The organism is Methylorubrum suomiense (assembly GCF_022179765.1).
In the GTDB taxonomy this organism is placed as follows: domain Bacteria; phylum Pseudomonadota; class Alphaproteobacteria; order Rhizobiales; family Beijerinckiaceae; genus Methylobacterium; species Methylobacterium suomiense.
In genome coordinates, this window is record NZ_BPRE01000015.1 from 56,157 (window position 1) to 76,434 (window position 20,278).

A 20,278-nucleotide genomic window follows, 5' to 3' on the forward strand; every position below is an offset into this window, starting at 1 on the left:
GGCCCATGCCGATCGAGCTCCCCGCCCGCCGCCCATCCGAGCCGCCGCCCGTACGCCGCCCGCTGCAATCGCTCGCTCTCTTCGGTGTGGGCGCGCTGCTGGGGATCGTGCTGCTCGCGGTGTTCATCGGGCGCCGCGAGGGCGTCGGCCTGACCGAGCTGCCGTCGGCCCGCCCGGTGGCGAGCCTCGGCTTCCGGGCGGAGGATCGGCCGGACGGAGCGGTCGAGTTGGTGGGGGCGCAGGACAATCGCTTGGTGGCCCGGATCGCGCCGGGCGAGGGTGGGTTCGTGCGCGGCACCTTGCGCGGCTTGGCACAGGCCCGTCAGCGCGAGGGGCTGGGGCCCGAGCAGCCCTTCACATTGACGCGATTCGACAACGGCACCCTCGCGTTGGAGGATGCCGCCACCGGGCGCCACGTCGCGCTGGAGGCCTTCGGCGCCACCAACGCCGCGGCCTTCGCCCGCCTCCTGCCCGGCAACGAAGTCCAAGAGGGGAGGGGCCGGCCATGACCTGGATCGGCAGAACGGTCGTCGAGGTGCCGTGCACCGTCGAGATCGAGCAGACGCCCGAAAGCCTGCACGCCCACGTGACGCTGGATGCCGGCTTCGACATCGAGCCGGGCGACGAGGTGCAGGTGCACGACGCGCCCACGGAGGTGCCCTACGGCGAACGGCTCACCGTGCGCCGCACCGCCACCGTCACCCGTGCCGGCCGCCTGGAGCGGGCTTGGACCAAGCTGATCGCCCATCTCGAGCTGACCGAGCTCTACGAGGTGAGCTTTTCCGAACGGAGGACGCTGTGAACGCCAATGTCCAGCCCCCGGCAGGGATTCCGGTCCCGCGCCATCCGGTCAACGAATCGACCAAGGCCGCCCAGGAGACGACCTTCCTCAGCCCGCGCTTCTACACGACGGATTTCGAGGAACTGGACCGGACGAATGTCGAGCCGGTGCGGCGCGAGTGGGACATCCTGATCGACGAGCTGCGCTCCGACCCGAATAAGCGCCACTTCGTGCGCAACGAAGAGTTCGACTGTGACCTGTCGCATCTCGATCCCGAATTGCGGAAGGAGTTCCTCGACTTTCTCGTGTCGTCGATCACCGCCGAATTCTCCGGCTGCGTGCTCTATGCCGAGATGCGCAAACGCGCGAAGAACAAGGACATCAAGGAACTGTTCGGCTTCATGAGCCGCGACGAGGCCCGGCATGCCGGCTTCATCAACGACACGCTGAAGGATTTCGGGATCGGCGTCGATCTCGGCTTCCTCACGAGATCAAAGAAGTACACTTTCTTCAAACCAAAGTTCATCTTCTACGCCACGTACCTGTCGGAGAAGATCGGCTACGCTCGTTACATCACCATCTTCCGCGAGCTGGAGCGTAACCCCGATCGACGCATCCATCCGATCTTCAAGTGGTTCGAGAAGTGGTGCAACGACGAGTTCCGCCACGGCGAGGCCTTCGCGCTGCTGATGCGGGCCAACCCGAAACTGACCTCGGGCGTCAACCGCTACTGGATCCGCTTCTTCCTGCTCGCCGTCTACGCGACGATGTATGTCCGCGACCATTGCCGCCCGGCCTTTCACAAGGCTCTCGGCGTCGATCCGAGCGAGTACGACTTCAAGGTCTTCCGGATCACCTCCGAGATCTCGAAGCAGACCTTCCCGATCACCCTCGACATCGACGATCCGCGCTTCAAGGCCGGGCTCGACCGGTTGCTCGATTGTGCCCGGAAGATCTCCGACGCACGGGCACAGGGGGGAATCGGCGGCAAGCTCAAGCACGGCGTTCAGGCGCTGCGTGCGGCCGGGACCTTCGCCCGCCTCTACTGTCTGCCCGTGAAGGAGCACCGGATGCCCGCCGACATCCGCCTCCAGCCGGTCTGGTAGCATGGGTGACCTCGCCGCCCCGGCGCTTTTCGCCGTCCTGCTGTGGTGGGCCGCCACCGGACTGGTGCTGGTGCTCCAGCACCGGCCGAGGCAGCACCATGCCCGCTTGATCCTGGCGGCGAGCATCGGGCTGGCGGGGGCGTTCTGGGCGATCCGGGCAAGCGCGGGCGATCCGTCGGAGGCGGGTGCCTATCTCGGCTTCACCGCGGCGGTCGCCGTCTGGGGCTGGCAGGAGATGAGCTACTACATGGGCTTCGTCTCCGGCCCGCGCCCGGCGGCCTGCGCACCGTCGCTGCGCGGGCTCGACCGGTTCTTCGCCGCTCTCGCCACCAGTCTGTGGCACGAGTTCGCGATTCTCGCCGGGGGTTTGGCTATTCTCTGCCTGACCTGGGGGCAAGAGAACCGGGTTGCGCTGTGGACCTACGCGCTGCTCACGCTGATGAATGCCTCGGCGCGGCTCAATCTGTTTCTCGGCGTGCGGAATCTCCACGCCGAATTCCTGCCGGCCCATCTCGGCTACCTGGCCTGTTACCTGTCACGACGGCCGATGAACCCGCTGTTTCCGGTCTCCGTGACGGTCGGCACAGCGGCCACCGTGCTGCTCGTCCGGGGGGCGATCGCCCCGGAGATGACCGCCGGGACGGCAACCAGCCTCACCCTTCTCGCGACGCTCTGCGCGCTCGCCACGCTGGAGCACTGGTTCCTGATGTTGCCGCTCCCCTCGGCGGCACTCTGGAGCTGGGGCCTGCCGGGCCGATCCGCACCCGTCGCCGCCGACGCCTCGGAGGGCGGCGCAACCCCACACGACTAGCTTGCAGGCGGACGTCAGATCCGCGGGCATCGGGAGGACGGCCATGGACTACGAAGCGTTCTTCGACAGTGAGATCGCCGGCCTGCATCGCGAGGGCCGCTACCGGGTCTTCACCGATCTGGAGCGTCAGGCGGGACGCTTTCCCTACGCCACGCATCACAGCCCCGCGGGCCAACGCGAGGTCACCGTCTGGTGCTCCAACGACTATCTCGGCATGGGCCAGCATCCGGTGGTGGTGCGGGCCATGCACGAGGCGATTGAGCGCTGCGGCGCAGGTGCGGGCGGCACCCGCAACATTTCCGGCACCAACCACTATCACGTGCTCCTTGAGCAGGAGCTGGCCGACCTCCACGGCAAGGAGGCGGCCCTGATCTTCTCTTCGGGCTACGTGTCCAATTGGGCAGCGCTCGGCACGCTCGGCGCCCGCCTGCCGGGCTGCGTGATCTTCTCCGACGAGGGCAATCACGCCTCGATGATCGAGGGTATCCGCTCAAGCCGGGCCGAGCGTCAGATCTTCCGTCACAACGATCCGGAGGATCTGAACCGCAAGCTGTCGCTGATCGAGCCGGGACGGGCCAAGCTCGTCGCGTTCGAGTCGGTCTATTCCATGGACGGCGATATCGCTCCCATCGACGAGATCTGCGACGTGGCGGAGGCGCACGGGGCGCTGACCTATCTCGACGAGGTGCACGCGGTCGGCCTCTACGGAGTTCGTGGCGGCGGCATCTCGGAGCGGATGGGGCTCGCGCACCGCCTCGACGTGATCGAGGGCACACTCGGCAAGGCCTTCGCCGTGCACGGCGGCTACATCACCGGATCGAGCCGCCTGTGCGATTTTGTGCGGAGTTTTGCCTCGGGCTTCATCTTCACGACCTCCCTCCCGCCCGCCGTGGCTGCGGGCGCGGCGGCCAGCATCCGGCATCTCAAGGAAAGCGGCGTGGAGCGCGCGCGCCATCAGGAGCGGGTCGCCCGGGTGCGGCAGGCCCTCGACGCCGCCGACATCCCGACGCTCGCCAATCGCAGCCATATCGTGCCGGTGATGGTCGGCGACCCCGTCCTGTGCAAGGCGATCAGCGACAGCCTGCTCGATGAATTCGGCATCTACGTCCAGCCGATCAACTACCCGACCGTGCCGCGCGGCACCGAACGCTTACGCATCACACCGTCGCCGCTGCACTCGAATGCCGACATCGATCACCTCGTCGAGGCCCTGAGTACGATTTGGCGCCGCATCGGCCTGCATCGACAGGCGGCGGAATAGCTGTCGCGCAGCCGAAACTGTGCGTTCGACCAGCCTGTCACGCTCCATGGCGTGAGCCGGTCGCTGCTCGTGAGGGCAACCGGTCCGTCACATCTTCTTTTCGAGGGCCGCCTTCACCTGCATGACTTGGTCCCAGACCACACCTGGGCTCGTGCCCATGAAGTCCAGACCGGCGGTGATGCCCCAATAGATCCCGAACAGGATCACCGGCACGAGAATCCAGCCGAGGATCTCTTCCCCGCGGTGGCGGGCCCTCCGGCGGCGGCGGCGCTGCTCGCGGGCCGTGAGGGGTTTGGGCTTCGTCGGCGGGGAGGGCGGCGCCGCGACCGGCCTGAGGGGTTCCTCCTGCGCGTCGCTCGTCATGCGTTCCCCACTCTGCTCGGCACTGTGCGGCGAGGGCTTCGTCCTGAGAACCGTATTCAGGAAGACGTCCCCGATTTGAGTACCGCATCGGCCCATAAGCCGGCGGCGTCACCGCGGATCGATGCTGCGCAATCGTCCCGCGATGACGCTCATATCCTCAAGGCGGCACGGGAACGCAACCCGTGCCGCCCTCTCTTCAGACCTTCAGGGGCACCTTAGGCACCGTACGGACACCGCCGCCGGACGATCCGCCGCCGCTCGGGCCGTCGCCCTTGCCACTCTCGCCCTTGCCCGGCTTCTTGCGCGGCGCGGACCGAGGCTTCGAGCGCTTGTGGCGCTTCGCGGCATTGGTGACGTCCTTCTCGGGACGCGGGGTCACGGGGCCCGCGGGGAATTCGAACCCGAGGGTGCCCTTGCCCTTCGTCAGAACGCCGGCATCCTCGCCCGCGGGACGCTGGAGCACGACACGGACGGCGCCGCCATCCTTCAGCTTACCGAACAAAACCTCGTCGGCGAGCGGCGTTTTGATGGTCGACTGGATCAGACGCGCCATAGGGCGAGCACCCATCGCATCGTCGTAGCCATTCTCCACCAGCCAGTCGCGTGCCTCGTCCGAGAGTTCGATCGTGACGTTGCGGTCGGCGAGCTGCGCCTCCAGCTGGAGAACGAACTTGTCGACGACCTTGGCCACGACCTCCTTCGGCAGATGACCGAAGGAGATGATCGCGTCGAGGCGGTTGCGGAATTCCGGCGCGAACAGCCGGTTGATCGCCTCCACGTCGTCGCCCGACCGCTTGTTCTGAGTGAAGCCGTAGGCGGAGCGCGCGAGATCCGACGCCCCGGCATTCGACGTCATGATGATGATGACGTTGCGGAAATCGACCTGCTTGCCGTTGTGGTCGGTCAGCTTCCCGTGATCCATCACCTGCAACAGGATGTTGAACAGGTCCGGATGCGCCTTCTCGATCTCATCGAGCAGGAGCACGCAATGGGGATGCTGGTCGATGCCGTCGGTCAGCAGACCGCCCTGGTCGAACCCGACATAGCCGGGAGGCGCACCGATCAGCCGCGAGACGGTGTGGCGCTCCATGTATTCCGACATGTCGAAGCGGAGCATCTCGACCCCGAGCGACGAGGCGAGCTGCTTGGCAGCCTCGGTCTTGCCGACGCCGGTCGGGCCGGCGAACAAATAGGCACCGATCGGCTTGTCGGGATCCCGCAGGCCCGCGCGCGCCAGCTTGATGGCCGAGGTGAGCGCCTCGATGGCGTTGCTCTGACCGTAGACGACGCGTTGCAGATTCTCGGTCAGGTTCTTCAGCACCACCGCATCGTCCTTCGACACGGTCTTCGGCGGGATCCGGGCCATCGTGGCAATGGTCGCCTCGATTTCCTTGACCCCGATGGTGCGCTTGCGCCGCGCCTCCGGCACCAGCATCTGCGAAGCGCCGGTCTCGTCGATCACGTCGATCGCTTTATCGGGCAGCTTGCGGTCGTTGATGTAGCGCGCCGACAGCTCCACCGCGGCCTTCACGGCATCGGTGGTGTATTTGAGCTTGTGGAACTCTTCGAAGTAAGGCTTGAGGCCCTTCAGAATCTCGATCGTATCCGGCACCGACGGCTCGTTGACGTCGATCTTCTGGAACCGGCGCACCAGGGCGCGATCCTTCTCGAAGTACTGGCGGTACTCCTTGTAGGTGGTCGAGCCGATGCAGCGGAGCGAGCCGGATGCCAGCGCTGGCTTAAGTAGGTTCGACGCGTCCATCGCGCCGCCCGAGGTCGCGCCCGCACCGATCACGGTGTGGATCTCATCGATGAACATGATCGCGTTGGGATGCGCCTCGATCTCCTTCATCACCTGCTTGAGGCGCTCCTCGAAGTCGCCGCGATAGCGGGTGCCGGCGAGCAGCGTGCCCATGTCGAGCGAGAAGACCGTGGCGTCGGCAAGAACCTCCGGCACCTCGTTCTGGATGATCTTGCGCGCCAGGCCCTCGGCGATGGCCGTCTTGCCGACGCCGGGGTCGCCCACCAGCAGCGGGTTGTTCTTCTGGCGCCGGCACAGAACCTGGATCGTGCGCTCGACCTCCGAATGGCGGCCGATCAGCGGGTCGATCTTGCCGTCCTTGGCCTTCTTGTTGAGGTTGACGCAGTAGGCTTCCAAGGCATCGCCCTTCTTCTTCGGGCGCGCCTCGCCGTCCTCGCCGCTCGGGCGTTCGGAGGGCCCATCCTCTTCCGCGCCGCGGACGGGCTTGGCCTCCGAAGCGCCGGGGCGCTTGGCGATGCCGTGGCTGATGTAATTGACGGCGTCGTAGCGCGTCATGTCCTGCTCCTGCAGGAAGTACGCGGCGTGGCTCTCGCGCTCGGCGAAGATCGCCACCAGCACGTTGGCGCCGGTGACCTCCTCACGGCCGGAGGACTGGACATGGATTACCGCCCGCTGGATCACCCGCTGGAAGCCGGCCGTTGGCTTGGCATCCTGGCGTCCATCGCCGGTCAGATTCGACAATTCCGTGTCGACATATTCGACGAGGTTGCGGCGCAGAACGTCGAGTTCGACGTTGCAGGCCCGCATCACCGCCGCGGCATCCTGATCGTCCACGAGGGCGAGCAGGAGATGTTCGAGGGTGGCGTATTCGTGGCGACGCTCACCGGCCAAGGCCAGGGCGCGGTGGAGGGCTTGCTCGAGGCTACGTGAGAAGCTGGGCAATGCTCTGGCCTTCGCTGGATGCCTATTTCTTTTCCATAACGCACTGAAGCGGATGTTGGTGCTTGCGGGCGAAATCCATCACCTGCGTCACCTTCGTCTCCGCCACTTCGTAGGTGAACACGCCGCACTCCCCCACACCGTTCTGGTGGACGTGCATCATGATCTGGTAGGCGTCGTCGTGGCTTTTGTTGAAGAACCGCTCGACCACATGAACGACGAACTCCATGGGGGTGTAGTCGTCGTTCAGCAGTAAGACGCGGTACAGGCTCGGCCGTTTCGCCCGCGGTTTGGTGCGGGTGATGATGGCAGTGCCGGACCGGTCGTCGTCGCCCGGGCCGCGCGGGGTGGAGGCCGCGACGACGGGCCGGAGCCCCCGCTCCGCCCACGATGCCGCGCCCTCCTGGATCGACATGGAAATCATCTGATACGCAGCGACCTTGTCTGGCGGTCTTCGACTCCCGCGCCCCTCGGGTGCGGTGCCCTTGAAAGGCAATCTATAGGCCGAAAAACGACTGCGCCAGTGAGGTGCGTGAAACTGTCCCTCGCGAGGGGGAGGGGGTTGCAGACTGCGCAGGAGCACTCCGTAGCGGCTCGGCGTGCCTCGATCGACGTGCGCCGGATCGAATGCCGCCCGATCGACGCCGCGCTGCGACGAGCTTCGGGGCGCCAAAACCCATCCCGACCACGACCGGCGTCGAGAGGGCGAGGGACCTTTCCACCCGCTATCGCCGGCTTCGACGTGATGTTCGCCCGACGGCAAAGGCTCCGGCATCCGGCTGACGCGACCGATCCTTCACACCTGCTTAACCCCTGAGGCAAAACAACGATCTGTGTTGCGTACTGCACAGCATTAACGCCCGCGTAACCGCGTCACGCCTACCGTGCCCTCCAGAGAATGCGGGTTTCGGCCTTCCGGCCATCCGCGAACGACTGGTGCGAACCGGGCCTGCTTCCCGGTTGTCGAGGCGAAGGTTCCAAGATGCGTCGCGTAGAAGGCCGGACCATGGGGTCCCGCGCTGCCGCCGTCGTGCTCCTGGCGGCGGGTGTCCTCACCGCGGCGGTCGCACCGGCGGAGGCGAGGAAGCGAGGGGGCCATCACCGCCCGGCCGGTGGCGGCTACGCTCCGCCCTACGCCGCCATGGTGGTGGACGTGAAATCCGGCAAGACGCTCCACGCGGTGAACGAGGACGCGCTGCGCCACCCCGCCTCGATCACCAAGGTCATGACCCTCTACATGCTGTTCGAGCAGCTGGAGAAGGGCCGCTACGAACTCGATTCCGACCTGTCGATCTCGTCCAACGCCGCCGCTCAGGCACCGTCGAAGCTGGGTCTGCGTCCCGGCTCGACCATCACCGTCGAGGAGGCGATCAAGGCCCTCGTCACCAAATCCGCCAACGACGTGGCCTGCGCGATCGGCGAGAACATCGCGGGCTCCGAGCCGCGTTTCGCCGAGATGATGACGCGGAAAGCCAAATCCCTCGGCATGAGCCGCACCAACTATTCCAACGCCTCGGGTCTGCCGGATCCGGACCAGATCACCACGGCCCGCGACCTGACGATTCTGGCCCGCGCCATTCAGGACCGCTTCCCGCGCTACTACCGCTACTTCCAGACCCGCTCCTTCGCCTTCCGCGGCCGGGTCATCGGCAATCACAACCGGCTGCTCGGCACCGTCGAGGGCGTGGACGGCATCAAGACCGGCTACACCCGCGATTCCGGGTTCAACCTCATGACCGCCGCCAAGCTCGGCGATCGCCAGATCGTGGCGATCGTGCTCGGCGGCAAGTCGGGGGCGAGCCGCGACCGGATCATGGCCGATCTCGTGCGGTCGAGCTTGCCCCGCGCCTATGCCGGCGCCCGCCAGACCAACCCGGTCACCGAACTCGCCGAGCGCGGGCGCCCCGCCGTCATCGCCGAGGCCGGGTCGCACACCCGCACCGAGATCGCCTCCGCCGACGACGAGGAGGTCGAGACGACGAGTTCGACGAGCACGGGCCCCGTCGATATCCGTCCGCCGGCCTCCATCACCACCACGCCGGGCATGGTGCGCCGCCCCGGGCTGCAGGCGCTTCCCGGCGCTGCCCAGGCCTATGCCGGTCCGGCGGGTCAGGCGCCGTTCCCGGGCGCCGGCGGCAAGACCACCGCGCGGTTGCCCGCCGTCGAGGGTGTCGCCTCTCGCACCGAAGCCCCGCCCAAGGATGCCCGCTCCGAGGCCTTCCGCCCGGTGACGCCGACCCCGTGGGTGATCCAGCTCGGTGCGATGGACGACGAGGACAAGGCCAAGTCGATGCTGTCGGATGCCCGCAGCCGCACCGGCGCCCTCTCGAAGGCCGCGCCCTACACCGTGCGCGTCACCCATGGCGCCACCACGCTCTACCGCGCCCGCTTCTCCGGCTTCACCGAGCAGGGTGCGGCCCAGGACGCCTGCACCGCCCTCAAGAAGAACGGTTTCAGCTGCTTCGCGACCCGGAGCTGACGGCTCCGAGAAGACCGGGGACCGGCCCTCGTTCAGGGCCGGTCCCGCGCGGGCCTCACCGGATCGAAGCCGGTCACATCCTTTCCCCGTCGGGAAAGGTGCGAGGCGCTGCGCAAATTCGCCTGCCTATTTCTGACAACGCGCGTGGAGTATCAGCGATGTCGGTCCAAAAGCCTGTCCCGCGCCGCGTTGACGCGCGCGGCGCGCGCGACGCTGCCCCCCTGGTCGGGATGGGCCTCCTTCATCAGCGCCCGGTGGGCCGCGCGGACCTGCTCCAAGGTCGCCCCGCGCTCAAGCCCCAGGATCTGATAGGCCTCCTCCTCCGTCATCGTCCCTGGCTTCGACGGGCGGCCCGCCCTCGCGTCCGGATCGCCATCAGCGTCTACACGCCAGCCGGGATGCCGGCGGTCGAGATACGTCTGTAGCAGGCTGGCGCCCTGCGGGTCGTTGGCGGCGAGCAGGCGTGCGAGCTCGGCGAGGTCGGCGGGCGGGACCGCCGAGAGACGGCGGCCGGCGAAGGGACCGACGAACACGCTGCCGTCGAGCGGGGTACCGTCGGGCATCAGGTCGAGTTCGACCGATGCCGTCCGCAGCCGCTGAGGTGGCGGCGTGCCCCGAAGGCCCGGTATCCGGCGGAACACGCCGTCGCGTCCCTCGTGCAGCCAGACACCGGCCAAGCCGACGACGCCGGCCAGAACGAGGCTGCCCCGCAACGAGAGCAGGAAGGCCGCGGCGAAGGCCGCATAGCCGGCGAGCCGGCGAGGCGTGAGTCCGAAGGGGAGGCGCCCGCCGTAACGACCGAGCCACCAGAATCCGATGAGTGCCAGGAGGCCGAGGGCGAGCAGCATCCCGCCTCATCGAACGGTTCGCGGCTCGGGTAAAGCCGTCTTGGGGCTGCGGTTCCTCGGTAGCTTCCTCGCGATCCGGCTGACTAAAGGCGGGATTGTGCCACGTCGGTGGTCGTGACCCGCACCGAGCGGACCCGTCCGTCGCGCTCGACCAGAAGATTGACCGGCTTGTCGAGACCGGCCTCCTCGACGACGGCCGTCAGGTCGGCCAGTCGATGGACCGGGCGTCCATTGGCGCCGACGATCACGTCGCCGATATTGCCGCTGCGGGCATCAATGCCCGCGATGCCCGCCTGCGCCGCGGGCGAGCCGGGCAGCACCCGCACCACCACCACGCCGTCGATGCCGAGCCGCGCCGCCGTCGCCTCTTGGCCCGCGATGATGCCGATGCCGGGATTGCGGACCCGCCCATTGCGAATGAGGTCCGGGACCACGCGATTGACCACATCGACGGGGACGGCGAAGCCGATGCCGGCGCTCGCCCCCGAGGGCGAGTAGATCGCGGTGTTGACGCCGATCAGCCGCCCGGCGGAATCGAGCAGCGGCCCGCCGGAATTGCCCGGATTGATCGCCGCGTCGGTCTGAATCACGCCGGACAATTCGCGACCCTCCTGCGTCGGCAAACGCCGCTGCAGCGCGCTGATCACGCCGGTCGTCAGCGTGTGATCGAGGCCGAACGGGTTGCCGATGGCGAAGGCCGCTTGCCCCACCTTCAGGTCGGCGGACGTGCCCAGAGCCAGCGGCGGCGGCATCTTGGCGACGCGACCGAGTTGGAGAACGGCGAGGTCGTAGCTCTTGGCCGTGCCGACGACGCGCGCGCTCACGACCTCGCCCGAGGACAGGCGCGCCGAGATCGAGCCGCCGCCCTTGGTCGCGGCCTCGACGACGTGGTTGTTGGTCACGACATGGCCGGCGGCATCCCAGACGAAGCCGGTGCCGGTCTGGGTGCCGCTGCCGCCCTGCTGCTGCCGACCTCCGTCTTCTTCCTGTCCGAACTGTCCGAACTCGTCGTCCGGGTCCATGAGGGCCTGCCCCCGGGCGGCAGCCTGAGCGAAGACGTGGACGACCGACGGCGAGGCGCGGGCGAACAGGTCGACGGTAGTCCGCTCAGCCGCCGAGAGGTCGCCCCGGGCGGTCACCGCCCGGGGGCTCTCGGCCGAGTAGAGGAAGGCCAAGATGTAGGGCTGCGCCACGAAGGCGATCAGCAGGCCCAACGTCACCCCGAGGGCGATGCGCACGAAACGATCAGGCACCGGGCATTTCTCTTGGTCTTGGGCAATGGACGGAGCGGAGAAGACGTCGTCGTGAGCCGACGCGCCGGAACGATCGACGGGTCGGGCCGGCCTGGGCACCGAACTGGGGCTAAGCTGTGTCCGGTGTGGCCCGCCGTCAACGAATCCCCGTTTTCCAAAGCGGACCGGGAGGGTGCGGCAGCGCACCGTAGCAGTCAGGCTTCGCAGGTAACCACTTGGTGACTGTTTCAAAGCAGTGTCGAGACACTGATGAAAAAGCATCGGTGGGCAGGCGGAGACCAATCCTTGGCAAAACCAAGGCAAGGTCTGCGCGAGGAACTGCGACGAAACGGTGGCCGCTCGGATGACGAGCACCCGAATTGATCGCAAAGCTGCCCCAGAGATGCTTCGATCAACCTGGAAGATCTTCGCAGATCGGCGCTGTGACATCAGTCGCGGCGACGGTCGTCTGCGAACCGATAGAGTTCGGAAGGAAAAACAAGAGATGGAAACCGAGGCCCTCGAACGACCGGCAGACCTCACCATTTGGCGCACCCTGCCGGCCTCGTCGCCGCTGGCGCAGCCCGAGCGCTACGACACCCTTCGCGAGGCCCTGATGGCCGCCAAGGGCGCCCTGCGCGATCCGGCACAGCAGCCCTGGATCATCACCGAAGAGGGCGAGATCCTCTCGCCGAACTGGATCCGCACCTACCTCAACTGACCGGGCTGCCCAACCTCGGGCTTGCCTCCGCGTCGGCCGCCGATGCCGCCGGCGTCGGCTCTGGCCTACGAGCTTGACCCACACGTCGGACACGATCACCGGCAGGAACTGAGAGCCGAGCTTGGCCGCCGGGACCGGCGACCAGCCGTCTTCTGGTTCGGGTAGAGTCAGACGCGTGTCCCCGTGCCGATAGTCTCGGCGTGCCCAACGAACTGCGAGATCAGCCCGAAGCCGACGAGAAGCGGCACCGAGCGGTGCACATGCCAGACTGTGATGGACACGACCGTTCGCCCGAACGGTCGGATGGTCTCGGCGAGCAGCACGTATCGACGGCGGACGCCGGTGAAGCGGAAGTCGAACAGCCGCGACACGCGGGCGATCTACGAGCCGACGCTCGCACACATGAAGCCGGCGAAGAGCGGTAATCTAGAGCTGTTCCCGGTCAGGTAGCGACGGCCAAGTCGTTCTCGTAGCCGGCTGCGGCGAGGTAGTTGCGGCACTCCTGCGGAGTGAAGCGCGTGAAGGCCTGACGGATTGCCGGCCAGAGATCCGGGATCGTGCGGGCGGCTGCACTCCGCAGCAGCGCCTTCAGCTTCGCGAAGACCTGCTCGATCGGGTTGAAATCAGGGCTGTAGGACGGGAGGTAGAGCAGCCGCGCTCCTGCAGCCTCGATCGCGTCCTGCACGCCCGCGACCTTGTGGGCTGGCAGGTTGTCCATGATGACGATGTCGCCCGGGTGCAGCACCGGGACCAAGGTCTCGGTGACATAGTTGCGGAAGCGCCTGCCGTTCGTGGGACCGTCCAGCAGTGCGGTCGCGCACAGCCCGCCCGTGCGCAGGGCGGCTGTGATGGTCGTAGTTTTGTAGTGACCAAACGGGGCTGCGAGCCGGCGGCGCTCGCCGCGTGGGGCCCAGCCGTAGCGGCGCGCCATGTTGGTGGCCGCCGCCGTCTCGTCCAGGAACACCAGCCGGTCTGGATCGAGCTCGGGCTGCGCCTCGAACCACGCCTCGCGGGCCGCTCTTACGTCCGCACGCTCCTGCTCAGCTGCGTATGTCGCCCCCTTTTCCGGCTGATCCCGTGGCGGGCAAAGAAGCGCGACAGGCCGCTCGTGCTGGTCTGGATGCTCTGCTCCGCGAGCCGGTCGCGCACCTCGCGCAGGAAAAGACGCGGCTCCTGCTTGGAGATCCTCAGGATCAGCCCGGCATGCGCTTCGAGGTGTGATCACCGCCCATCGGCTTGGAGGCGAGTTGGCCCTCGTGGCGGAAGCGCTCCGACCACCGGCTGGCGCTCGACACGCTGACCCCGAAGCGGGCTGCGGCGCGATGGCAGGAGGCACCCGCCATCACGGCAGCCACAACACGCTCGCGCAGGTCCGCAGACAGGGGTGAAGGCATGAGCAAGCTCCTTCACTCACCAACGCGCTACCCGCTAACTCGTCTCAACCAGCGCGGGACCGGCTCTAGCGATCCGTAACACGCTGGCTCCTAGATAAATCCACAGACAACCGAAGTTTTGCACACGTCCATCACCGTTCCGACGGTGTGGTAGAGTGCGATGGCCTTCGCCTCCTCCCAAGTTTCCATCCGGGGACCAGTAGGAAGACTCGGATCGCCAGCGCCGCCAGCATCGGAAAGTCGTCGCGGCTCAAGGCGGCATCGGCTGGACAGGCGAGATCGGTGCCGATCAGCAGCGCGCAGACCAATCCGGCGAACAGGTAGGCCCAGCCCTGCTTCACCCCGAAGCGCAGGAATTCGTAGGCGAAGGGGGTGAGCCGTCCACCGGCCTGCGCCCCTCCCGAGCCGACACTCGGCGGCAACGAAGCCGACCAGGAACGGCAGGAGCGCGCGGCGCTCGGACACCGGCCCAGTTCCGCCTTCTCCGTGATGCTCCCCCTCAGGTGCGCACCGTCACGCTTCGCGTCCTACGGGAATAGACGCAAGCTGTGCTTTGCTTTTGGTTGCCTCCCGAATCGCGCACCGTCTCGCGGATTCGTGATGTCGGGGAGGGGGAATGCAACTGGGTGTGGAGCGGGATAGGACCGTGCGGCGCACCGAGCGCGAGCTTGCTCGTCTCGAGCGTCTGGCGTCACGAGCGCGCCTGAAGCGTCGGGTCTTCCGCACGATACGGGGCGGCTTCGGCGCCGGTGCGACGCTGCTCGTCCTGCTCAAAACGAAGCTCGCGGTCTCTCTCGGATTTAAGCTGTTTCTCGCCGCGATGATCGGCCTCGCACTCGCGTGGCCCGTCGCGGTGTTGGGGGCGATCTTCGTCCTCGGCCTGCTCGTGATGATTCTCGGGTTTCTCACCGGGGAGGGCGGGGTGAGCGCCGACGATATCGATTGTTGCGGGAATTGCGGCTGCAAGCGCGAGCGGATGAAGCGGCTCAAGCACCTCATCGCTCGGCGTCGGGCTTGGCTCGCGGCGCCGACGGGACCCGCGCCCAGCATCCGGCGTGATCCAGGCGGTCGCTTGATGACGAAGCGACACCGGTGGCGGGCGCCGCCTTATGGACAGTAGCCGCGTTTGGTGGCTTGCCTATAATGCGCAAGAAAATTTGTCGTCCTCCGAGACACCGAGACCGCCGCATGAGTTCCCGGATCCCCGATTTCGCCTCGCTCGCCTTCTCGGCCGGTGGCTTCCAGGCGCCGCCCCCGCCGGTCGGCGAGCCGTGGATGACGCCGGAGGGCATTCCGGTGAAGGGCTTCTACGGTCCTGAGGATCGAGAGGGGCTGGAGGGGATCGGCTCGTTTCCCGGTCTGCCGCCCTATCTGCGCGGCCCTTATCCGGCGATGTACGTCACCCAGCCCTGGACGATCCGGCAATATGCCGGTTTCTCCACCGCCGAGGATTCGAACGCCTTCTACCGCCGCAACCTCGCCGCGGGCCAGAAGGGCCTCTCGGTCGCCTTCGATCTCGCCACCCACCGCGGCTACGATTCGGATCACCCACGTGTGTCCGGCGATGTCGGCATGGCCGGCGTCGCGATCGATTCGATCTACGACATGCGGACCCTGTTCTCCGGCATTCCGCTCGACGAGATGACGGTGTCGATGACGATGAACGGCGCGGTTCTGCCGGTCCTCGCCCTCTACATCGTCGCGGCCGAAGAGCAGGGCGTGCCGCCGGAGAAGCTCGCCGGCACCATTCAAAACGACATTCTGAAGGAGTTCATGGTCCGCAATACGTACATCTATCCACCCAAAGGATCGATGCGGATCATTTCGGACATCTTCGGCTACACGTCCAAGAATATGCCGAAGTTCAACTCGATCTCGATCTCCGGCTACCACATGCAGGAAGCCGGGGCGACGCAGGATCTTGAACTCGCATACACGCTTGCCGACGGTGTCGAGTATATTAAGGCGGGGCTTGCCGCCGGGCTGACCATCGATCAGTTCGCCCCGCGCCTGTCGTTCTTTTGGGCGATTGGGATGAATTTCTTCATGGAGATCGCCAAGATGCGGGCCGCGCGCCTGATCTGGGCGAAACTCGTGAAGGAGTTCGACCCGCAGACGGACAAGTCGCTGCCCTTGCGCACGCACTCGCAGACGAGCGGATGGTCGCTCACGGCGCAGGATGTGTTCAACAACGTCACCCGCACCTGCATCGAGGCCATGGCGGCGACGCAGGGCGGGACGCAGTCGCTCCATACCAACGCTCTCGACGAGGCGCTGGCGCTGCCGACCGATTTCTCGGCCCGGATTGCGCGAAACACGCAGCTGTTCCTGCAACAGGAGAGCGGCACCACCCGCATCATCGATCCGTGGGGCGGGTCCTACTATGTCGAGCGCCTGACGGCGGACATCACGGCCCGCGCCTGGGAGCATATCCGCGAAGTCGAGAGCCTCGGCGGCATGGCCAAAGCCATCGAGGCCGGCATCCCGAAACTCAGGATCGAGGAGGCGGCGGCCCGCGCCCAGGCGCGGATCGATTCCGGGCGCCAGACCATCGTCGGCATCAACAAGTACAAGCCCGACGACGAGATGAAGATCGAACTGCTCCGGGTCGACAACCACAACGTCCGCACGATGCAGATCGACAAGCTCAAGCGCCTGCGCTCCGAGCGCAAGCAGGCCGATGTGGATGCCGCGCTCGCGGCCCTGACGCGGGCGGTGGACACGAACGACAATTTGCTCGAACTCGCGGTCAATGCGGCGCGGGCGAAGGCGACCGTCGGCGAGATCTCGGAGGCGTTGGAGAAGGCCTGGGGCCGTCATCGCGCCGAGATCCGTTCGATCTCGGGCGTCTACAAGCGGGAGGTGGGCGGCATGTCGCCGGTGGTGGAGCAGGTGCGCGGCCTCGTCGAGGCCTTCGAGGAGAATGACGGGCGCCGCCCGCGCATCCTCGTCGCCAAAATGGGGCAGGACGGTCACGATCGCGGTCAGAAGGTGATCGCGTCGGCCTTCGCCGATCTCGGCTTCGACGTCGATATCGGCCCGCTCTTCGCCACCCCGGCGGAAGCGGCGCGGCAGGCGGTGGAGAACGACGTGCACATCGTCGGCGTCTCCTCGCTCGCCGCCGGCCACCTGACGCTGGTGCCGGAACTGAAGGCCGCGCTGAAGGAAGAGGGCCGCGAGGACGTGATGATCGTCGTCGGCGGCGTCATCCCGCCGGGTGATTACGATGCGCTCCACGCCGCAGGCGCCTCGGCGATCTTCCCGCCGGGGACCGTCATCGCCGAGGCGGCGGTGAAGTTGCTGGGGGAACTCAACGAGCGCCTGGGCTACATCGAACGGCAGGCGGCCGAATAATCGCAGCCAACTTAATCTTAATTCATCGTTATCGCGGCCCGGGTGTGCACCCGGGCCGGCTCCCTGTAGTGCCCTGCGGCACGTTCGGCTAAAACACGTCCTCAGGGTGTTCGATCATTCGCCGACCTCACGATGGCGAGGTCGCGAGCCGCGTCCGATGCAGATTGTTCGGAAATTTCCCGAGCTTTTCGCCGCGGCAGACGGGCGACCCGACGGGGCCTGAGGCCGGAGGGGGGGGCGCGATGTCGGACGGCAGCCGGATACTTCCTGTCATCCTGTGTGGCGGCTCGGGTACGCGGCTCTGGCCCGCGTCCCGGGAGAGCATGCCCAAGCAGTTCACGCCCCTCGTCGATCCCAATTCCTCGACCTTCCAGGCCACCGCCCGTCGGGTCGTCGATGCGACGGTCTTCGCCCGGCCGACCGTGATCGCCTCCTCGGAAGCGCGTTTCATCGTCGCCGAACAGCTGGCCCAGGCGAAGGTCGCCGCCGACATCCTGCTGGAGCCGGATCGGCGCGATTCCGCCGCCGCCGTCGCGGTCGCCGCGCTTCACGCCGCGCGGCAGGGGCCCGAGACGGTGGTGCTCATTCTGGCTGCCGATCACGTGATCGAGGACTCGGCCGCCTTCACCGAAGCGGCGCGTCAAGCGGCCGTCGGTGCGCGGCTCGGGCAGATCATGACGCTGGGCATCACGCCCGTCCGTCCGGCCACCGATTACGGGTATATCCACAAGGGCGCCCCCGTGCCGGGCGCTCCGGGCGTGCACCGCGTCGAGCGCTTCGTCGAGAAGCCGGATGCCGAGGGCGCCGCGCGACTCATTGAGGAAGGGGCCCTGTGGAATTCCGGATACTTCCTGTTCCGCGCAGACGTCATGATCGGCGAACTGGAGGCTTACGCTCCTGACATTCTGGAAGCGGCCCGAGACGCCTTGGAGGCGGCCAAGACCGACTTGGATTTCGTGCGCCTGGACGCCGCCGCCTTCTCCCGCGCGCCGAAGACTTCAGTCGATTATGCGGTGATGGAGCGGACAAGCCGGGCCGGTGTGCTCGCGGTCTCGTTCGGCTGGTCGGATGTGGGCACTTGGGATGCCGTCTGGCAGGTGCTCGACTGCGACGCGCAGGGCAACGCGGTGCGCGGGCGGGTCGAACTGGTCGAGACCACCGGCAGCCTCGTTCACAGCGAGGGGGAGGGCCTGACGACCGTCGTCGGCCTCGACGACGTGATCGTCGTGTCGACGCCCGACGCGGTGCTGGTCGCCTCCAAGGCACGCTCCGGCAAGGTGAAGGACCTCGTCGGGGTTCTGCGCGAAAAGGGGCATCCGGAAGCCGACGCGCATCGGCGGATGTACCGACCCTGGGGCTGGTATCAGCGCATCGACATCGGCGAGCGATTCCAGGTCAAGCGGATCATGGTGACGCCGGGCGGACGGCTCTCGCTGCAGAAGCATTTCCACCGGGCCGAGCACTGGGTCGTGGTGAAGGGCACGGCCGAGGTGACGTTGAACGATCAGATCATCCTCGTTCACGAGAACGAGGCGGTCTACCTGCCGATCGGCTCGATGCATCGCCTGACCAATCCGGGCAAGATTCCGCTGGAACTGATCGAGGTGCAGGTCGGCTCGTATACAGGCGAGGATGACATCATCCGCGTCGAGGACGTCTACGGGCGCTGAGGCCCGTGCGCTGCGGGTCTCAAGCTCTGCGATCTTGGTCGGATCACGGCCGTTGAGACCCCTGCCACGTCAGTCCACTTCGATCGACCGCCCGGCCAGATGTCGGGACAGGCGCGCGACGCCAGCGCGGCCGGTTCTCAGCCCGAGCTTCGTGCGTCGCCACAGAATGTCGTCGGGCGAGCGCGCCCATTCCACGCGCACCAGATAATCGACCTCGCGGGCGGTGAGACCGCCGTCGAAGCTCTCCCCGAGGTCGGACAGGTTGCGCGCCTCGCCCAGGAGACGCTCGGCCCGGGTGCCGTAGGCGCGGGCGAGCCTGCGGGCCAAGGCGTCCGGCAGGAACGGATAGGTTGCGCGGAGGCCGGCCTGGAACGTCTCGAAATCGCTCTCCGGCATATCGCCACCGGGCAGGGGGGCGCTGCCAGTCCACGGGGGTTTGAGGCCCGGGAGGTCGAGCTTTTCCAGCGCATGCTCGGCCAGACGCCGGTAGGTGGTGATTTTCCCGCCGAAGACGGACAGGACCTTCGGGCCATCCGCATCGAGTTCCAGCACATAGTCGCGGGTGACGGCGGAGGCGTTCTCGGCCGCGTCGTCGTAGAGGGGGCGCACGCCCGAATAGCTCCACACCACATCGTCCGGCCCGATCGCTCGCGCGAAGGAGCGGTTGATGCAGTCGCAGAGGTAGCGGGTTTCCTCGGGCGAAATCGTTACGCGGCCGGGACCGGCCTCATACGGCACGTCGGTCGTGCCGATCAGGGTGAAGTCGCGCTCGTAGGGGATCGCGAAGACGATGCGCCGGTCGGGCTGCTGCAGGATGTAGGCGTGATCACCCTCGTAGAGCTTGCGGGTGACGATATGGCTGCCCTTCACCAGGCGCACCTTCGGGCTCGCCTCGACGGAGAGCGTCCGCAGGAGCGTCTGCGCAACCCAAGGACCGGCGGCGTTGACGATGGCCCGCGCCCGCACGCGCTCACGCCGCCCGGTCTCTGAATCGTGCAACGTCGCGGTCCAGCCACCCTCCTCGCGCCGGGCGGACTCGACCTGGGTGCGGGTGCGGATGGTGGCGCCGCGCTCGGCCGCGTCGAGCGCGTTGAGGACGACGAGGCGGCTGTCCTCCACCCAACAATCCGAATAGGCGAAGCCCCGGGTCAGCCGCGGTTGCAGCGGCGCGCCGACGCCTTCGGTGCTCAGCCGCACGGATTGCGAACCGGGCAGGGCCCGTAGCCGCGAGAGATGATCGTAGAGAAAGAGCCCGATCCGCAGGAGCCAGGCCGGGCGAAGTCCGGAATCGTGCGGTAGCACGAAGCGCAGCGGCCAGATGATGTGGGGGGCGAGGCGCATCAGGCGCTCGCGCTCGGCCAAGGCCTCTCGAACCAGGCGAAACTCGTACTGCTCGAGATAGCGCAATCCGCCGTGGATCAGCTTGGTCGAAGCCGACGAGGTGTGCTCGGCCAAGTCGCCGCGCTCGCACAGCAGGACCGACAGACCACGTCCGGCGGCGTCACGGGCGATGCCGGCTCCGTTGATGCCTCCACCGATGACGAGGAGATCGTACAC

Annotated in this window: 18 protein-coding genes and 1 pseudogene; 9 read left to right on the plus strand and 10 right to left on the minus strand. The window is 67.1% G+C overall.

What is annotated here, in order from left to right; genetic code table 11:
• Positions 1 to 5: 5 nt before the first annotated feature.
• Genes puhC through hemA form a run of 5 tightly spaced genes read left to right on the plus strand, consistent with a single transcriptional unit; the run spans position 6 to position 3,959 of the window.
• The gene (puhC, locus tag MFF26_RS20590; RefSeq protein ID WP_137828194.1) at positions 6 to 509 is read left to right on the plus strand and encodes a photosynthetic complex assembly protein PuhC; all 504 of its coding nucleotides are present in this window, start codon (positions 6 to 8) and stop codon (positions 507 to 509) included.
• Complete coding sequence (locus MFF26_RS20595; protein WP_137828193.1) at positions 506 to 802, plus strand: O2-dependent cyclase accessory protein; 297 nt, start codon at positions 506 to 508, stop codon at positions 800 to 802. The genes puhC and MFF26_RS20595 overlap by 4 nt, the downstream gene beginning before the upstream one ends.
• The gene (gene acsF / locus MFF26_RS20600; protein WP_137828192.1) at positions 799 to 1,887 is read left to right on the plus strand and encodes a magnesium-protoporphyrin IX monomethyl ester (oxidative) cyclase; all 1,089 of its coding nucleotides are present in this window, start codon (positions 799 to 801) and stop codon (positions 1,885 to 1,887) included. Before MFF26_RS20595 ends, acsF begins: the two co-directional genes overlap by 4 nt.
• A gap of 1 nt (position 1,888) precedes the next feature.
• Positions 1,889 to 2,698, plus strand: coding sequence for a putative photosynthetic complex assembly protein PuhE (gene puhE, locus MFF26_RS20605; RefSeq protein ID WP_137828191.1), 810 nt, complete (start codon positions 1,889 to 1,891; stop codon positions 2,696 to 2,698).
• A 43-nt stretch (positions 2,699 to 2,741) separates the two neighbouring features.
• Positions 2,742 to 3,959 (plus strand): 5-aminolevulinate synthase, encoded by a 1,218-nt coding sequence (gene hemA, locus MFF26_RS20610; protein ID WP_137828190.1) that lies wholly within the window; start codon positions 2,742 to 2,744, stop codon positions 3,957 to 3,959.
• 87 nt (positions 3,960 to 4,046) lie between these two features.
• On the opposite strand, the gene MFF26_RS20615 is transcribed toward hemA, so the two are convergent.
• From MFF26_RS20615 to clpS, 3 genes are all read right to left on the minus strand, one after another.
• Positions 4,047 to 4,322: a hypothetical protein gene (locus MFF26_RS20615; RefSeq protein WP_137828189.1), complete on the minus strand. Its 276-nt coding sequence runs from the start codon at positions 4,320 to 4,322 to the stop codon at positions 4,047 to 4,049.
• A gap of 196 nt (positions 4,323 to 4,518) precedes the next feature.
• Complete coding sequence (gene clpA / locus MFF26_RS20620; protein WP_137828188.1) at positions 4,519 to 7,026, minus strand: ATP-dependent Clp protease ATP-binding subunit ClpA; 2,508 nt, start codon at positions 7,024 to 7,026, stop codon at positions 4,519 to 4,521.
• Between the two features lie 22 nt (positions 7,027 to 7,048).
• Positions 7,049 to 7,438, minus strand: a complete 390-nt coding sequence (gene clpS, locus MFF26_RS20625; protein WP_137828187.1) for an ATP-dependent Clp protease adapter ClpS — start codon at positions 7,436 to 7,438, stop codon at positions 7,049 to 7,051.
• Between the two features lie 567 nt (positions 7,439 to 8,005).
• Here clpS and MFF26_RS20630 point away from each other — a divergent pair.
• Positions 8,006 to 9,502: an SPOR domain-containing protein gene (locus tag MFF26_RS20630; protein WP_137828186.1), complete on the plus strand. Its 1,497-nt coding sequence runs from the start codon at positions 8,006 to 8,008 to the stop codon at positions 9,500 to 9,502.
• A gap of 152 nt (positions 9,503 to 9,654) precedes the next feature.
• On the opposite strand, the gene MFF26_RS20635 is transcribed toward MFF26_RS20630, so the two are convergent.
• Together MFF26_RS20635 and MFF26_RS20640 are read right to left on the minus strand one after the other, a co-directional pair.
• Positions 9,655 to 10,350: a J domain-containing protein gene (locus MFF26_RS20635; RefSeq protein WP_137828185.1), complete on the minus strand. Its 696-nt coding sequence runs from the start codon at positions 10,348 to 10,350 to the stop codon at positions 9,655 to 9,657.
• An 83-nt stretch (positions 10,351 to 10,433) separates the two neighbouring features.
• Positions 10,434 to 11,603 carry a S1C family serine protease gene (locus tag MFF26_RS20640; protein WP_137828184.1) on the minus strand — a complete coding sequence of 390 codons (1,170 nt, stop codon included), beginning with the start codon at positions 11,601 to 11,603 and terminating at the stop codon, positions 10,434 to 10,436.
• Positions 11,604 to 12,087: 484 nt separating this feature from the next.
• Between MFF26_RS20640 and MFF26_RS20645 the strand changes: the two genes are divergently transcribed.
• A complete protein-coding gene (locus tag MFF26_RS20645; RefSeq protein ID WP_137828183.1) occupies positions 12,088 to 12,303 on the plus strand; it encodes a hypothetical protein in 216 nt (71 codons plus the stop codon).
• A 167-nt stretch (positions 12,304 to 12,470) separates the two neighbouring features.
• Here the strand turns inward: MFF26_RS20645 and MFF26_RS20650 are convergent, their stop codons facing one another.
• The 4 genes and pseudogenes from MFF26_RS20650 to MFF26_RS20665 all read right to left on the minus strand — a co-directional run bounded on the left by MFF26_RS20650 (position 12,471) and on the right by MFF26_RS20665 (position 14,691).
• A complete protein-coding gene (locus MFF26_RS20650; protein WP_238308481.1) occupies positions 12,471 to 12,674 on the minus strand; it encodes a DUF817 family protein in 204 nt (67 codons plus the stop codon).
• 71 nt (positions 12,675 to 12,745) lie between these two features.
• Positions 12,746 to 13,697 (minus strand): annotated as a pseudogene (locus MFF26_RS20655) (IS630 family transposase).
• 131 nt (positions 13,698 to 13,828) lie between these two features.
• On the minus strand, positions 13,829 to 14,119 hold the full coding sequence (locus MFF26_RS20660) for a DUF817 family protein (RefSeq protein ID WP_238308482.1): 291 nt from the start codon (positions 14,117 to 14,119) through the stop codon (positions 13,829 to 13,831).
• 269 nt (positions 14,120 to 14,388) lie between these two features.
• Positions 14,389 to 14,691 carry a hypothetical protein gene (locus tag MFF26_RS20665; protein ID WP_238308483.1) on the minus strand — a complete coding sequence of 101 codons (303 nt, stop codon included), beginning with the start codon at positions 14,689 to 14,691 and terminating at the stop codon, positions 14,389 to 14,391.
• 194 nt (positions 14,692 to 14,885) lie between these two features.
• On the opposite strand from MFF26_RS20665, the gene scpA reads away from it, so the two are divergent.
• Entirely contained in the window at positions 14,886 to 17,051 is a 2,166-nt protein-coding gene (gene scpA / locus MFF26_RS20670) for a methylmalonyl-CoA mutase (RefSeq protein ID WP_137828181.1), read from the plus strand.
• Positions 17,052 to 17,293: 242 nt separating this feature from the next.
• Positions 17,294 to 18,721, plus strand: coding sequence for a mannose-1-phosphate guanylyltransferase/mannose-6-phosphate isomerase (locus MFF26_RS20675; protein ID WP_137828180.1), 1,428 nt, complete (start codon positions 17,294 to 17,296; stop codon positions 18,719 to 18,721).
• 69 nt (positions 18,722 to 18,790) lie between these two features.
• On the opposite strand, the gene glpD is transcribed toward MFF26_RS20675, so the two are convergent.
• Positions 18,791 to 20,278 carry a glycerol-3-phosphate dehydrogenase gene (gene glpD, locus MFF26_RS20680; protein WP_137828179.1) on the minus strand — a complete coding sequence of 496 codons (1,488 nt, stop codon included), beginning with the start codon at positions 20,276 to 20,278 and terminating at the stop codon, positions 18,791 to 18,793.